Annotated in this window: 15 protein-coding genes; 6 read left to right on the top strand and 9 right to left on the bottom strand. The window is 30.4% G+C overall.

Annotation, left to right across the window (positions count from 1 at the left end; all coding sequences use genetic code 11):
- Window position 1 precedes the first annotated feature (1 nt).
- The 3 genes from PNO30_RS01170 to PNO30_RS01180 are packed head-to-tail and all read right to left on the bottom strand — an operon-like array spanning window position 2 to window position 2,654.
- Window positions 2-838 carry a DNA polymerase III subunit delta' gene (locus PNO30_RS01170; protein WP_271986852.1) on the bottom strand — a complete coding sequence of 279 codons (837 nt, stop codon included), beginning with the start codon at window positions 836-838 and terminating at the stop codon, window positions 2-4.
- Window positions 828-1,454: a dTMP kinase gene (gene tmk / locus PNO30_RS01175; RefSeq protein WP_271986853.1), complete on the bottom strand. Its 627-nt coding sequence runs from the start codon at window positions 1,452-1,454 to the stop codon at window positions 828-830. The genes PNO30_RS01170 and tmk overlap by 11 nt, the downstream gene beginning before the upstream one ends.
- A gap of 21 nt (window positions 1,455-1,475) precedes the next feature.
- Window positions 1,476-2,654, bottom strand: a complete 1,179-nt coding sequence (locus tag PNO30_RS01180) for an aminotransferase class I/II-fold pyridoxal phosphate-dependent enzyme (protein ID WP_271965808.1) — start codon at window positions 2,652-2,654, stop codon at window positions 1,476-1,478.
- A 292-nt stretch (window positions 2,655-2,946) separates the two neighbouring features.
- Between PNO30_RS01180 and PNO30_RS01185 the strand changes: the two genes are divergently transcribed.
- On the top strand, window positions 2,947-4,032 hold the full coding sequence (locus tag PNO30_RS01185; RefSeq protein ID WP_271986854.1) for a branched-chain amino acid aminotransferase: 1,086 nt from the start codon (window positions 2,947-2,949) through the stop codon (window positions 4,030-4,032).
- 195 nt (window positions 4,033-4,227) lie between these two features.
- On the opposite strand, the gene PNO30_RS01190 is transcribed toward PNO30_RS01185, so the two are convergent.
- From PNO30_RS01190 to rny, 3 genes are all read right to left on the bottom strand, one after another.
- The gene (locus tag PNO30_RS01190; protein WP_271986855.1) at window positions 4,228-5,013 is read right to left on the bottom strand and encodes a formate/nitrite transporter family protein; all 786 of its coding nucleotides are present in this window, start codon (window positions 5,011-5,013) and stop codon (window positions 4,228-4,230) included.
- Window positions 5,014-5,275: 262 nt separating this feature from the next.
- Window positions 5,276-6,067, bottom strand: coding sequence for a formate/nitrite transporter family protein (locus PNO30_RS01195; RefSeq protein ID WP_271986856.1), 792 nt, complete (start codon window positions 6,065-6,067; stop codon window positions 5,276-5,278).
- Window positions 6,068-6,518: 451 nt separating this feature from the next.
- Window positions 6,519-8,072 (bottom strand): ribonuclease Y, encoded by a 1,554-nt coding sequence (gene rny / locus PNO30_RS01200; RefSeq protein WP_271986857.1) that lies wholly within the window; start codon window positions 8,070-8,072, stop codon window positions 6,519-6,521.
- Window positions 8,073-8,555: 483 nt separating this feature from the next.
- On the opposite strand from rny, the gene rplK reads away from it, so the two are divergent.
- Together rplK and rplA are read left to right on the top strand one after the other, a co-directional pair.
- On the top strand, window positions 8,556-8,981 hold the full coding sequence (rplK, locus tag PNO30_RS01205; protein ID WP_003145837.1) for a 50S ribosomal protein L11: 426 nt from the start codon (window positions 8,556-8,558) through the stop codon (window positions 8,979-8,981).
- A 13-nt stretch (window positions 8,982-8,994) separates the two neighbouring features.
- Window positions 8,995-9,687 (top strand): 50S ribosomal protein L1, encoded by a 693-nt coding sequence (rplA, locus tag PNO30_RS01210; protein WP_271965652.1) that lies wholly within the window; start codon window positions 8,995-8,997, stop codon window positions 9,685-9,687.
- A 145-nt stretch (window positions 9,688-9,832) separates the two neighbouring features.
- Here the strand turns inward: rplA and PNO30_RS01215 are convergent, their stop codons facing one another.
- Genes PNO30_RS01215 through PNO30_RS01225 form a run of 3 tightly spaced genes read right to left on the bottom strand, consistent with a single transcriptional unit; the run spans window position 9,833 to window position 11,730 of the window.
- Window positions 9,833-10,648 (bottom strand): hypothetical protein, encoded by an 816-nt coding sequence (locus PNO30_RS01215; protein ID WP_271986858.1) that lies wholly within the window; start codon window positions 10,646-10,648, stop codon window positions 9,833-9,835.
- Complete coding sequence (locus tag PNO30_RS01220; protein ID WP_271986859.1) at window positions 10,641-11,354, bottom strand: ATP-binding cassette domain-containing protein; 714 nt, start codon at window positions 11,352-11,354, stop codon at window positions 10,641-10,643. Before PNO30_RS01220 ends, PNO30_RS01215 begins: the two co-directional genes overlap by 8 nt.
- Window positions 11,341-11,730 carry a GntR family transcriptional regulator gene (locus tag PNO30_RS01225; RefSeq protein ID WP_271986860.1) on the bottom strand — a complete coding sequence of 130 codons (390 nt, stop codon included), beginning with the start codon at window positions 11,728-11,730 and terminating at the stop codon, window positions 11,341-11,343. Before PNO30_RS01225 ends, PNO30_RS01220 begins: the two co-directional genes overlap by 14 nt.
- A gap of 241 nt (window positions 11,731-11,971) precedes the next feature.
- On the opposite strand from PNO30_RS01225, the gene PNO30_RS01230 reads away from it, so the two are divergent.
- From PNO30_RS01230 to arsS, 3 genes are all read left to right on the top strand, one after another.
- The gene (locus tag PNO30_RS01230) at window positions 11,972-12,655 is read left to right on the top strand and encodes a TIGR04283 family arsenosugar biosynthesis glycosyltransferase (protein WP_271986861.1); all 684 of its coding nucleotides are present in this window, start codon (window positions 11,972-11,974) and stop codon (window positions 12,653-12,655) included.
- A gap of 304 nt (window positions 12,656-12,959) precedes the next feature.
- Entirely contained in the window at window positions 12,960-13,298 is a 339-nt protein-coding gene (locus PNO30_RS01235; RefSeq protein ID WP_003145829.1) for an arsenosugar biosynthesis-associated peroxidase-like protein, read from the top strand.
- A gap of 7 nt (window positions 13,299-13,305) precedes the next feature.
- Window positions 13,306-14,250: an arsenosugar biosynthesis radical SAM (seleno)protein ArsS gene (gene arsS / locus PNO30_RS01240; RefSeq protein ID WP_271986862.1), complete on the top strand. Its 945-nt coding sequence runs from the start codon at window positions 13,306-13,308 to the stop codon at window positions 14,248-14,250.
- Window positions 14,251-14,400 lie beyond the last annotated feature (150 nt).

The following is a 14,400-nucleotide window of genomic DNA, read 5'->3' on the forward strand; positions in this document are numbered from 1 at the left end:
ACTAACCTCGTAATAAAAATTCTAAATTAATTTTATCCAATAAAACTGTAAATAAAAATTTTTCTAAAACTAATGTAGCATTAACATTAGCATTCAAATCAGATAAAGCAAGTAGAACTTTCTCTTGAACTTTACTTATATTCACTATATCATATCGATTAGATTCATAATAACTGTTTGTAGTTTTAATACTCAAATATTTAAAAAAATCTAAAATCTCTTCCTTAACTTTAAGTAAGCCCAGAACATAAATATTAGCCATATGCGGCTTCCTACTATATCTTTTTACATATTCAGAAACAATCTTAATCATTTCCTCATTTTCTGTAACTTCCCTATCTTCACTCTGTCCTACTAATTTTATCTGTTGACATCGCGAAATAATAGTCGGTAGTACGGCACTAATATTTTTACAGCTAAGAATAGCAATAATATCATCTTCAGGTTCTTCTAGAAACTTAAGTAAACTATTCGCAGCTTGTTCTGTCATTTTTTCAATATCTTTTATCCAATATATTTTCTTTCCATAAAATGATTTAACACTTAGGTCAGATTTCAATGTTTGGATTTCATCTTTTTTTATAGATGTATCACTAGTTAATTTATAAAAATCTACATAGTTTCCGTGATTTATACTGCGACAATTGTTACAGCTCTCACAACTAAAAAATTCTTTATTTTTATTTTCTAAACAAAATATTGCTTTAACAAAACTTAAAATAAACTCATCAGAATATAAACTATCCTCGCATATTACTAGATAGGCGTGGGATAGTTTATTAGTTTTTAATGTATTTGTTAAAGATTTTATTACAATTTCATCTTTACTAAAGTTCATTGTCTAAAAATCCTTCCAGTATTGAAAGTGCCTGTTTTTGAACATTTTCATAAGTATCACTTGCATCAATTACTTTGATGCGCTCTGTATATTCTTTCGAAAGGTCATCATAACCTCGTTTTACATTTTTATAAAAGTTTAAACTTTCCTGATCCATACGGTTATTGTCGTCTCTATTTTTAGTACGAGCTAAACCTACCTCAACATCTACCGAAAAGTATAAAGTTAAATCAGGTTCTAAGTTATCAGTAGCATATGCATTAATATCCAATATATCCCGTTTACTAAGTCCACGACCATAAGATTGGTAAGCTACTGAACTATCAACAAAACGATCACATATAACTATATAACCTTCATTTAAATGTGGGAGTATTTTTTTTACAATATGATCACGTCTACTTGCACAAAATAGCAAACTTTCAGTTTTAGCGTCAATATCGTTAGAACTATCAAATAGAAGTTCACGAATTTTTTCACTAAAGTCTGTTCCTCCTGGTTCACGTGTTGTAATTACCTTATAACCTTTTTCTTTTAAATACTCGGTAGCAAAGTTAATAAAGCTCGTTTTACCTGAACCATCTGAACCTTCTACTGTTATGAATTTACCTTTCATTTGAATAACCTTTCTACTATATTATTTATTCATAAATTGAGAAATTCTTTCAACTGCTTCTTTAATATTTTCGATACTAGTTGCATAACTAATTCTAAAGAAGTCATTATATGCACTACCAAAAGCTGTTCCCGGAATAACCCCAACGCGAGCTTCTTTCGCTAATAATTTACAGAATTCCATAGCACCTAAATCACGGTACTTAGCTGGAATTTTAGCAAAAATATAAAATGCTCCATCGATTTCAGGAATTTCAAATCCTAATTCACGAAGTTTTGGAACCATATAATCTTTTCTTTCTCTATATGTTTCAATCATGTGTTTATTGTATTTATCTACATTTTCATCATTAAGCGCTACTACTGCTGCATCTTGAATGAATGTAGCTGCACCAGAAACTGTAAATAAGTGGAATACTCCAATTTTTCTAACCATAGCTAATGGAGCCGCGATGAATCCTACACGCCACCCTGTCATAGCGTGAGATTTAGATAATCCACTAATAAGTACAGTTTGTTCCGGAATAAATTCTGCTAATGATGTATGTTTATAATTGTATGTAATATCTCCATATATTTCATCACTAATTACAAAAATGTCATATTTCCCTAATACATCAGCAATAGCTTTAACTTCTTCTCTCGTATATGAAACACCACTTGGGTTGTTTGGATAGTTAATTAGTATTGCTTTTGCGTCTTTATTTTCTTCTAAAGCTTTTTCTAAATCGCTAGGAAGAACTTTAAATCCATTATCAACTGTATCTATAAATTTGATATTACATTTATTTAAAATACCAACTCCCTCGTAAGCTGAGAAATATGGTGTTACTACTATAATAGTATCCCCCTCGTTAGTTACAGCAGAAATTGTGTGTTCTATCGCAGCAGATGCTCCAATTGTTACGATAATTTCATCAGGACTATAATTTAAATTATATCTTTTCTCTAAATTTTTTGCCCATGCTGTACGTAACTCTGCAATACCATTATTTACTGAATAGTGCGTTCTATTATTATCTAGAGCACGTTTTGCAGCTTCTTTAACTTCTTCCGCAGTGTCAAAATCTGGCTCTCCTAAAGTTAATTTGATAATTCCTTCTATAGAAGAAGCATATCTATCAAACTCTCTTATCGGCGAACCTGTAAGGTTTGCAAGTGATGTGTTGAACTTATTTTCTAATGATTTTTTAATTTCCATAAATTTATCTTCCTTCTTTATTATATTAGATACATTGTTAATGTAATACTACTAATATTGTATCATATTTTCAGTAAAAATAGAATTCTTATTAGTAATATCGAATAAAATTCCAAACAATGTTTACGTATAATTTTATAGTATTTTCAGAAAATTTTCAACAATTAATTTCGGATATTTTGATTAAAATTTCAGAAAATTTAAAGAAAAGTATTGAAAAAAACTTTAATTAGTATTATAATAATTTTAACAAATTTTTAAAATTAATTGTTTATAAAAGGAGAAATATAATATGACAAAACTTACAGTAAATGATATAAGAGTAGAACTTACTAAAAATCCAAAAGAAAAAACGCCAGATGATAAATTAGGATTTGGTTCAGTATTCACTGATCACATGTTCGTTATGGACTGGTCATCAGAAAAAGGATGGTATGATCCACGTATCGTACCTTACGGACCAATTCCAGTATCACCAGCATTAAACGTGTTACACTACGGACAAAGCGTTTTTGAAGGAATGAAAGCTTATAACGCAAATGGAGAAGCTGTTTTATTCCGTCCAGAACAAAACTTTAGACGTTTAAACAATTCATCAGACCGTATAGCTTTACCACAATTAGATGAAGAGTTCGCATTAGCAGCTCTTAAAAAATTAATCTCTATCGATAAAGACTGGATTCCAAAAGCTGAAGGTACTTCACTATACGTTAGACCATTCTTATATGGTTCTGAAGAAGCACTTGGAGTACACCCTAACCATGAAGTTAAGTTTATAATCATCTTATCTCCATCAGGAAGCTACTTCAAAGCTGGTCTTCAACCAAATAAAATCTTCGTAGAACACGAATATGTACGTGCTGTACGTGGTGGATTCGGATTCGCTAAAACTGCAGGTAACTACGCTGGATCTCTTAAAGGTCAAAAGAAAGCTCAAGAACTTGGTTACTCTCAATCTCTATGGCTTGATGGAGTAGAACAAAAATACATCGAAGAAGGAGGAGCAATGAACATCTTCTTCAAAATCGATGGAACATTCGTTACACCTGAGTTAAACGGTTCTATCCTTCCAGGTATCACTCGTGCATCAGTAATAGAATTACTTAAATCATTAGGTGAAAAAGTAGAAGAAAGAAAACTATCTCTAGAAGAAGTTTACGAAGCATATGACAACGGAAAACTTGAAGAAGTATTCTTATGTGGTACTGCTGCTGTAATCGCTCCTGTTGGTGAATTATTCGATGGTACTAAGAAACTAGAACTTATCAAAGATGATAAACCAGGAGAATGGACTCAAAAAATCTACAACCTACTTACTGGTATCCAACTTGGTAAAGTTGAAGATAAATTCGGATGGGTTGTTAAAGTAGAAGAATAATATAAAAATAAAAGATTCCAAGTTAAACAATTTGGAATCTTTTTTATCTTATTGTTAAGTATTCAAGATTTATCTAAAGCACAAATAATATGCAATACAATAAAAAGATGAAGTATAGTATAACACCAACTTCATCTTTTTTATTTATTTGCTAATATTATTAATGTAAATTATATTCTATCGACTTTTATAAGCTTATTTTTTGTAAGCAAATGTGTATAGAGCAGTAACTAAAGTAACAGCCCCAACAAAGTTTCCTAAGAATACTGTTCCCATGTTTTGAATAAATTGTAAAACAGAGATATTTGCACCTTCAAACATTGCAGCTGGGATTGCGAACATGTTCGCAACCAAGTGTTGGAATCCAATAGCAACGAATGTCATAATTGGGAACCATACACCAAACATTTTACTACCTACATCTTTAGCAGCGAAGTTTAACCATACTGCCATACCTACTAACCAGTTACAACCTACAGCTGAGAAGAATACTTGCCAGAATGTTAAGTATACTTTTGATTCACCAGCTGAAATAGTTTTAGCTGCAATAGCTCCACCAGTTAAACCAGTTAAATGTCCTAAGAAATAAGCAATAACTAATGAACCTACAAGGTTAGCAAATGTAATAACAACCATATTTTTAGCTAATAGTTTAAAACTAATTTTCTTATTGAACCATGCAACAGTTACAGCCATCATATTACCTGTAACTAACTCTCCACCACCTACTAAAATACAAATAAGTCCGATTGGGAAAACAGATGCCCCTAATAATGCACCAATTCCTCCGAATTCTTTAGGAATTGATCCTGATACTCGAAGTAAAGCTAAGAAACCTACCCCGATAAATGCACCACCTAAGAATCCTAAACTTAACATGTATTTAAGGCTTGCAGTCGCTTTAGCAACACCTTTTTTACAAGTTAACTCGTAAGTTTCTTGTGGCTCTAAAAATACTTTAGATTCTACAGTGTTTGTCATAATAACACTCTCCTTAAAAAATTTATAATAATTACATAGATACAACCTTTTCTATATCTACAATAAAAATTATACAATAACAACGACATTTTTCCAACCCCTATTTTAATACAGATTTCATTAAAATGTGTACAAATTAATAAACTTAGGTGAAACTTATTTAACATAACTAAACAAATATATTACTAATTTAAATATAAAGTAAAAGATAAAAACCACTAGAAATAAAACGTTTCCTAATGGTTATGTTAAATTATAATTTTTAATTATTATTTTTATAAGCTATTGTATATAAACCAGCAACCAATATCGCTCCACCTAAAAAATTTCCTAAAAAAATTACAAACATATTATTAATAAATTGCATTATTGTAATATCTGCACCACCAAACATAGCTGCTGGAATAACAAACATGTTGGCTACAACGTGTTGAAAACCAACGGCTACGAATGTCATAATTGGAAACCATGTACCAATTATTTTTCCACTTACATCTTTAGCACAGAAAGATAACCATGCACCCATACCTACTAACCAGTTACATCCGACACCTGAAAACACACCTTGCCAAAATGTCGCGTTAACTTTTGACTCAGCAGTAGCTAAAGTTTTCGCAAATGTCGCTCCTTCAGTAAGTCCTGTCACATGTCCTAAAAAATATGCTACAAAAACAGCACCCACTAAATTTGCTAATGTTATAATAATCAAATTTTTCACCAACATTACTAGACTTACTTTTTTATTGAAAAATGCTAATGTAACTGCCATCATATTACTAGTTATCAATTCTCCACCACCTACTAATATACAAATCAAACCAATTGGAAAGACAGCCGCTCCTAATAAGACCCCTAATCCTCCAAATTCATGTGGAATAGATCCTGCAACTTTTAAATAAGCAAGATAACCTACTGCTATAAATGCACCTCCCAAGAAACCTAGACTTAACATATATTTTAGGCTTCCTGAAGCTTTAGCCACACCCTTTTTACTAGTGTATTCATATAATTCTTGAGGCTCTAAATAAGCCTTTGTGTGTATATATTCTGACATAACTTTTGTCTCCTTATTATATTCTACAGATATTATATAACAAATGATTTACATTAACAAATACAGTATTAGGACTCCCTTGTTATATATTTTTATTTTAATATATATCATAAATTATTAACTAAACATCATTTTACCCGCTCCATTACTATTTCACTAAATTACTCTATACTACAGCTTTATATATAACACTTAAATTATAGATATATATTTTTTTATTTTTAAAGTTTTATATTTATTATTTTTTAAATATAATATTTTTAATTAGAATATATAACTATTATTATCCTGCTATTAAATTGACTTCTTATATATTGTTTTAGATTTTTCCTATTAGTATCATAGAAAATTACTTATAATTTTTATATAATTCTAAAAAATTATATATTCAAAATCTGTATACAAATAAGCATATAAAAAAGCGATTGGACATTTCCAATCGCTTAATTTATTATCTTGCAAGCTTAACCGCTCTAACCTCACGAATAACATTAACTTTAATGTTTCCTGGGTATTGCATCGTTTCTTCGATTTTATTTTTAACTTCTTTGGCAATTTTGTAAGTTTTTGTATCATCTACTTCTTCAGGATTTACGATTACTCGAATCTCACGACCTGCTTGAATAGCAAATGTTTTCTCAACACCTTTGTGTTCATTTGCGATTTCTTCAAGTTTTTGTAGACGTTTAATATAATTCTCTAATGACTCTCTTCGAGCTCCTGGACGTGATGCAGAAAGTGCATCCGCTGTGGCAACAATGACAGAAATAGGATTTGTTGGTTCTGTATCTCCATGGTGTGAAGCAATTGCATTAACAACAATCGCATTTTCTTTATATTTAAGAGCTAAAGCAACACCAATTTCAACGTGCGAACCTTCTACTTCATGATCAAGTGCTTTACCGATATCGTGTAGTAAACCTGCACGACGAGCTGTAGCAACATCTAAGTCTAACTCAGCCGCGATAAGTCCGGCGATATACGCTACTTCCATAGAGTGTTGTAATCCATTTTGACCATAACTTGTTCTATATTTTAACTTACCTACGATCTTAACTAAATCTGGGTGCATGTTGTGGATTCCAAGATCAAATGTAGCTTGTTCCCCTGCATCTCTAATAACTTGATCAATATTTTTACGTGCTTTGTCAACAGCTTCCTCAATTTTTGAAGGATGAATACGACCATCATCGATAAGTGATTTAATTGCTGTTTTTGCAATTTCACGACGGATAGGATCATATCCAGAAAGGATAACTGCTTCTGGAGTATCGTCAATAATTAAATCTACTCCAGTCAATGTTTCTAAAGTACGAATATTTCTTCCTTCACGTCCGATAATACGACCTTTCATATCATCACTTGGAAGATCAACAACTGATACCGTAGTTTCACTAACTACATCTGTTGCAAAACGTTGTAACGATTGAACAATAAGTTCTTTTGCACGTTTATCTGCAACGTTTTTCGCCTCTAGTTCTTTATTTCTAATATATATTGCCATGTCTTTAGCCATATCAGTCTCAACTGTGGCCATAATCTCTTCACGAGCTTGTTCTTCTGTTAAGTTTGCAATTCTTTGCAACTCTGTTTCTTGTTGAATTTTAAGTTGATTAACCTCACTACTTTTCTCTTCAAGAAGCTGAGATTTTTCTTCCAATTTCATCTCTCTTGAACTTAACAGTTCATCTTTTTTATTCAGAAGTTCTGTTTGACGTTCTAATGAAGATTCTTTTTGAACGATTCTATCTTCTTGTCTTTGAATATCTTGTTTTTTAAATTCTGCTTCTTTATTAGCAATATTGATTATCTCTTCAGCTTCTTTTTTAGCTATTGTAGTTTCTTTTTCTACTATATATCTAGCTTCTTTTCTTGCTTCACCAATAATATGTTCGGCATCTTGCTTAGATAATTCTAATCTCTTTTGAATAGAATTTTTTGAAATAATATATCCAAATAAAAGTCCAACAAGTAAAGCTGCAATACTGATTATTCCATAAATCATTTTGCAACCTCTTTCTATTTTGAAAAATTTTTTATTATGATATTGTACTTTTGTCAGAATTTTAAACTCTGGCAATCTATCACATACCATAACTACAATTCTACACTACCTATAGTAAAAAGTCAATAGTTCACTTAGGGAAAATCTAGTTACTACATTCTTTTTCTTCTATATAATAGCTTAATTAATTAATTAAGTTGTTCTCAAATTTTCTTTAATTATTTTATAGAAATCACTTGATTAAAATTTGACTTAGTTGTATTATTTTACTATCTACTCAATAACTAAGTAGAAATATTTTTGCACTTGATTATAAAAAATTGAATTTTTTTTAAAAAAACTCAACAAAATACTTGCAATTCCATATTTGCTATGGTATTATAATCAAGTATGTAAAAATACAAAACTTGATTGAGTGGGAGAACGAAAAATTTCAAGTCGTTCAAATGACCACATCACGAAAAATATATAGGAGGTTTTATCGTGGCTAAAAAAGTTATAAAAGTTGTTAAATTACAAGTACCAGCAGGTAAAGCTAACCCAGCTCCACCAGTTGGTCCAGCGTTAGGTCAAGCTGGTGTAAACATCATGGGATTCTGTAAAGAATTCAATGCTCGTACACAAGACCAAGCAGGATTAATCATTCCAGTAGTAATCTCAGTATATGAAGACCGTTCATTTACTTTCATTACTAAAACACCACCTGCACCAGTATTACTTAAAAAAGCAGCTAAAATTGAAAAAGCATCTTCTGTACCTAACCGTGACAAAGTTGCTACAGTTTCAAAAGCTCAAGTTCAAGAAATCGCTGAACTTAAAATGGCTGACTTAAACGCAGCTTCTGTAGAAGCAGCTATGCGTATGATCGAAGGTACTGCAAGAAGTATGGGTATCTTAGTAGGAGAATAGGAGGATAATTATAATGGCAAAAAAAGGTAAAAAATATCTTGAAGCAGCTAAATTAGTAGATTCTTCTAGTCTATACTCTGTAGTAGAAGCAATCGAATTAGCTAAAAAAACAAGTACAGTAAAATTTGACGCAACTGTAGAAGTTGCATTCCGTTTAGGAGTTGACACTCGTAAAAACGACCAACAAGTTCGTGGAGCAGTAGTTCTTCCTAAAGGAACTGGTAAAACTGCAAAAGTTTTAGTTTTTGCTAAAGGTGATAAAGCAGCAGAAGCTGAAGCAGCAGGAGCTGACTACGTAGGACAAGGTGAATACATCACTAAAATCCAACAAGGTTGGTTTGATTTTGACGTAATCGTAGCTACTCCAGACATGATGGGAGAAGTTGGTAAAATCGGTCGTGTATTAGGACCTAAAGGATTAATGCCAAACCCTAAAACTGGTACTGTAACTATGGACGTTACTAAAGCAGTTAATGAAATCAAAGCTGGTAAAGTTGAATACCGTGCTGAAAAAGCTGGTGTTGTTCACACTCCAATCGGTAAAGTTTCATTCTCAACTGAAGACTTAGTTGAAAACTTCAACGCTATTCAAGACGCTTTAGCTAAAGCTAAACCAGCTGCTGCTAAAGGAACTTACTTCAAATCTGTAGCTGTAACTACAACTATGGGTCCTGGAGTTCGCGTTAACACTGCAGAATTCAAATAAGAATTATTTAATAAAAAGAAGATTTGGTTATCCAAGTCTTCTTTTTTATCCCTTCTTCTCTTTCAGAATAAAAGACAGTTCCTCTATAACTTATTTAAAAAGGCACTGTCTATTTTAGTATTCTGTTTTCTTATTTTACGTTCTTTTACTTTTTCATTGAATTATCGTATATTGTTACTATTCCAGTTTTTGACGCTTCTTTTACACCTCTATAAAATTCTTTTCCAGCATCTATATATAATTTATATCCGCTAGTAATTATTAATAACACTAAGATTATTACCAGTTTTAGCCTTTTGTTTTTATTTATCTTAATATTTCTCTTCGTATCATTTATAACATCAACACACATAAAATGATACACTACTACCAATAATATTATAATAAATATTTTTATTACTTTGAATTGTGCACTATCATATTTTGGACCAGTATATGCAGTATAAACGCCCAGTAAAACGAATCTAATTATACCAACGATAAATTCATATATTAGTATATCAAAAATAAAGAAGTAAATTAATGATTTTTTTGTTTTTACCATTTGTACTACCGCTAAATTAGATAAAGCTATAATAGTAAGTATTGCATAGATATATTCAATGATATTAACTCCACTATATAAGTAATCTAATACAAATACTATCACACCTCCAGCGAATATACTCATATAAGTTGTATAATATATATATTTTGCTTTACTTTTTAACGATATTGGAAGATATTCAGTATATTGTTGCTCAAGATCATCATATTTTCTACCATTAATTACTATAATAAACGAACTAATTAAAGCTAATAATATATATGTTTTATCAAATAATAATTCTAGTATAACACTGATTGTTACAAAGTAATATAAGATATATAATCCTTTGTAAAATAATGGCATACTATAGTTTCTACTTGATATTAAATTCCAAATCGCTCCAAATTTTGTTTCATATTGTTGTTTAATCATTTTTATTCTCTCCCTTCAATAGTGAAAGTAATATTCGCTCTATATCATTAGTCTCAAATCGTTCTTGTAATTCTACCACATCTTCCTTACTAGTAACTTGACCATTTTCAAATACAATAATATAGTCGGCCAGGTTTTGTATTACATATGGTTCTTCGGTCACTATAATTATTGTTTTATCTTCATCCATATATTCTCTAAGAAGTGCTATCATTTCTTTTCTAGCTATTAAACCAACACCAGAAAATGGATTGTCTAATACTAATAGTTTAGTTTTTGTAAAAAATCCTATAGAAAATAATAATATTTTCCTCTCTCCTTGAGATAGTTCATAAATTTTCTTATGACGATATACTTTATGTTTACTCAGAAATTCGAAACATTTCTCTAAATTAAATCTTTCATCTAATTTGTATATTTTATAAAGCACCTCAGCTACTCGTAATGAATCAGAGAACAACGGTCTATCTGCCACATAAGAGTAAAGTTTTTTAATATCCACGTTATTTTCATGAAAATTTAGATTGTTATAAGTGATTACATTTTTCTCTAAAAATATTCCTCCTAATAGTGTTTGTAAAAATAAAGTTTTTCCACTTCCACTGTTACCTGTAATTGCATAGACATACCCATCTTGAAACTCCAAATCAATTGGTCCAAGTTGAAATGTTCTTTTATTAATCAATAATTTATTAACTTTTATCATAACTATTCTCCTCCATTGCACTATTAAATATATCCCTAATATCATTTTTATTAAGTCCATCGTTAATAGCCTTATCAATTATACTCTTCAGTTCGTCTAAGTACTCTTCTTTTTTTATCATTAAAACAGTAGCTAAATCTATATCATTTACGAAATATCCAACAGCCCCTTTTGAATAAATTAGGTCTTCTTGAAGTAATACCTCATATGATTTTTTTACGGTTATTATACCTACTTCTAACTCCTTAGCTAAACTCCTAATAGAAGGTAATTGATCATTATTTTTTAAGCTACCATTTAGAATATTACTTTTAATTTGTGTCGCCACCTGCTGATATATCGGAACAGATGACATATTAGAAAGTTTTATATTCATCATTGTCCTCCTTATTAATTTATTTTAAGCAAACTACAACATTATTTAGATATTAAAAACGCTTTCTTGTATCTACTGTGATTATACGATAGATACAGTTAGTTTGTCAATAAATATATTAAAATTAATTTTAATTTTTATTAAACACAAATTCAATCTATTAATTTAAATATATATTTTTATTTTGAAAAATTTCTTAACATGTTATAATTGTATTAACTATTATTTTAGGAGTGTATTTATGATTACTATTATTGTGCCAATTTATAACGAAGAAAGAACAATACGTGATTTCGTTTATAATCTATATTGTTTGCATAATATTAAAGAACACGAGGTACTTTTCATTGATGGTGGTTCTACAGATAAAACAAAAGAAATACTAGATGAACTCTCTTATTTTGGTTATTCATACCACTTATCAGATAAAAAAGGACGAGCAAATCAGATGAATTACGGTGCAAAAATTGCTAAGGGTGATATCCTATGGTTCGTTCATTGTGATAGTGTTCTTCAAAAAGACGTTATTAAAAAAGTACTTGCTTGCCCTACTAAGGTCGGTTGTCTAAAGATTAGATTCTATCCAAATAGTTTTCCTATGTGGGTTAACTCATTAGTTTCTAATATGCGGGCTAGTATTACCAATCTAGCATTTGGAGATCAAGCTATATTCATAAAAAAACAAGTATTTGAAGAAATTGGTGGATATAAAGATATGCCTTTAATGGAAGATTACAAACTATCAGAAGATTTAAGTGCAAGAAATTACAAAATTACAGTAATCGACTCCTCTATTACATCATCAACTAGAAGATACAAAAACCACACAGTAAAAACTATGTGGCAAATGCAAAAATTTCAAAAAATGTATCGACGTGGTGTTCCTGTTGAAGAACTAACGAAAATGTATAAAGATGTGAGGTAATTCAATTTATATGGTTCTACGAAAAATGTTCTAAATAATATAAAAGTTTATATGAAAATTAATAGAAAAATAATTTATATATATTTCTAAGTTCACTTTATATGAGCTTCATTGATATCTAATATACTTTGAAAGCTGACTCGACAAAATCAATTTTTTCGAATCCTATATTTTTCAATCTATCTTATGTTTAATTTAAAATTATATATTTTTTTACACATTATATATAGTTCAATTTCATTGATTATTTATGGAAACTAACTTATAATTAATTTATATATAAATTTTAGAGGAGAGAATAAATATGGCAGAATATTTTAAAAAGAAACATTTAATAGAATTTGGTGAAGGGAAATTTGGTGAAGATGCACCTGAGTATTGGAAAAACTTCATGAATTACTACGGTAATGTAATGGCTGAAGGTGAATTAACAACACGTGAAAAAGCTCTTATTGCACTTGCTGTAGCTCATGCTGAAGCTTGCCCTTATTGTATTGATGCTTATACTAGTACATGTCTTGAAGAAGGATGCGATCAAGATCAAATCGCAGAAGCTATTCACGTTGCTGCTGCAATGAAAGCTGGTATTACCCTAGTGCACGGTCTTCAAAGTAAAGAACTATCAGATAAATTAACAAACTAAATTTATTATGACTGAATTAAATATACCCAAATTTTTTGATCAAGTAGAGGAAAAACAATACTTATTAACCGAAGAGTTTCCAGAAGTAATGCAAATTAATGTAGGTAGCTTATGTAATATTACATGTAGTCACTGTCACGTTGATGGAGGACCTACTAGAAAAAATAATATGGTTCGAGAAACTTTTGAACAAATTATAGAAGCATTCAAGGTTGGTAAGTATAAAACAATGGATATCACTGGCGGAGCTCCTGAGATGAACCCTAATTTCAGATGGTTTATAAAAGAAATCTCACAATATGCAAAAACTATAATTGTAAGAACAAACCTAATCATCCTTGATGTTCCAGCTTATAGAGACATACCAGAATTATATCGTGACTTGAAAGTTCAAGTAGTAGCCTCATTACCCTACTATAACGAAAAAGTCGTAGCTAAGCAACGTGGTAAAGGTGTTTTTCCAAAGTCAATAGAAGTACTAAGAAGACTAAATGAATTAGGTTATGGAAAAGACAAAGATCTAGTATTAAACCTAGTTTATAATCCAAACGGAGCGTTTTTACCTCCTAAACAAGAAGCACTAGAAAAAACTTACAAGAAAAAACTATATGACAATTTCGAAATTGTCTTTAATAATTTATTTGCTATAACAAATAATCCAATAGGTAGATTCTCTGAATTTCTTCATAGAGAAGATCTTTACGAAGGATATATGAATAAACTATATAAAGCATATAATCCTGCAACACTACCAGGGCTAATGTGTAGAAACATGATTTCTGTTGGTCCAGATGGATCTTTATATGATTGCGACTTTAATTATATTGAAAAACTAAAAATCTCTGGAGAAATCAACCATGTGAGTCAGCTTGTAGATAATCATACAGGTGTACGTAGAATCGTTACAGGTATGCATTGTTACGGATGTACAGCAGGAGCTGGTTCATCTTGAGGTGGAGAGACTTGCTAGCATAGGTTATGCTAATAATAAACTAAAAGAAGCCATTAAATGATCTGACCCCAAAAAGTTAGACTTAGGATAGCGTAGTAGTTATAATGACTGCTACGCTATCTTTTTTATATTTATACAGTCATATGTTCT

The organism is Gemella haemolysans, assembly GCF_028308085.1.
Classification (GTDB): domain Bacteria; phylum Bacillota; class Bacilli; order Staphylococcales; family Gemellaceae; genus Gemella; species Gemella haemolysans_D.

What these genes read in the sequence shown, in the direction of transcription:
- PNO30_RS01170 (WP_271986852.1), bottom strand. Translation starts at nt 838, where the DNA reads ATGAACTTTAGTAAAGATGAAATTGTAATAAAATCTTTAACAAATACA.
- tmk (WP_271986853.1), bottom strand. Translation starts at nt 1,454, where the DNA reads ATGAAAGGTAAATTCATAACAGTAGAAGGTTCAGATGGTTCAGGTAAA.
- PNO30_RS01180 (WP_271965808.1), bottom strand. Translation starts at nt 2,654, where the DNA reads ATGGAAATTAAAAAATCATTAGAAAATAAGTTCAACACATCACTTGCA.
- PNO30_RS01185 (WP_271986854.1), top strand. Translation starts at nt 2,947, where the DNA reads ATGACAAAACTTACAGTAAATGATATAAGAGTAGAACTTACTAAAAAT.
- PNO30_RS01190 (WP_271986855.1), bottom strand. Translation starts at nt 5,013, where the DNA reads ATGACAAACACTGTAGAATCTAAAGTATTTTTAGAGCCACAAGAAACT.
- PNO30_RS01195 (WP_271986856.1), bottom strand. Translation starts at nt 6,067, where the DNA reads ATGTCAGAATATATACACACAAAGGCTTATTTAGAGCCTCAAGAATTA.
- rny (WP_271986857.1), bottom strand. Translation starts at nt 8,072, where the DNA reads ATGATTTATGGAATAATCAGTATTGCAGCTTTACTTGTTGGACTTTTA.
- rplA (WP_271965652.1), top strand. Translation starts at nt 8,995, where the DNA reads ATGGCAAAAAAAGGTAAAAAATATCTTGAAGCAGCTAAATTAGTAGAT.
- PNO30_RS01215 (WP_271986858.1), bottom strand. Translation starts at nt 10,648, where the DNA reads ATGATTAAACAACAATATGAAACAAAATTTGGAGCGATTTGGAATTTA.
- PNO30_RS01220 (WP_271986859.1), bottom strand. Translation starts at nt 11,354, where the DNA reads ATGATAAAAGTTAATAAATTATTGATTAATAAAAGAACATTTCAACTT.
- PNO30_RS01225 (WP_271986860.1), bottom strand. Translation starts at nt 11,730, where the DNA reads ATGAATATAAAACTTTCTAATATGTCATCTGTTCCGATATATCAGCAG.
- PNO30_RS01230 (WP_271986861.1), top strand. Translation starts at nt 11,972, where the DNA reads ATGATTACTATTATTGTGCCAATTTATAACGAAGAAAGAACAATACGT.
- PNO30_RS01235 (WP_003145829.1), top strand. Translation starts at nt 12,960, where the DNA reads ATGGCAGAATATTTTAAAAAGAAACATTTAATAGAATTTGGTGAAGGG.
- arsS (WP_271986862.1), top strand. Translation starts at nt 13,306, where the DNA reads ATGACTGAATTAAATATACCCAAATTTTTTGATCAAGTAGAGGAAAAA.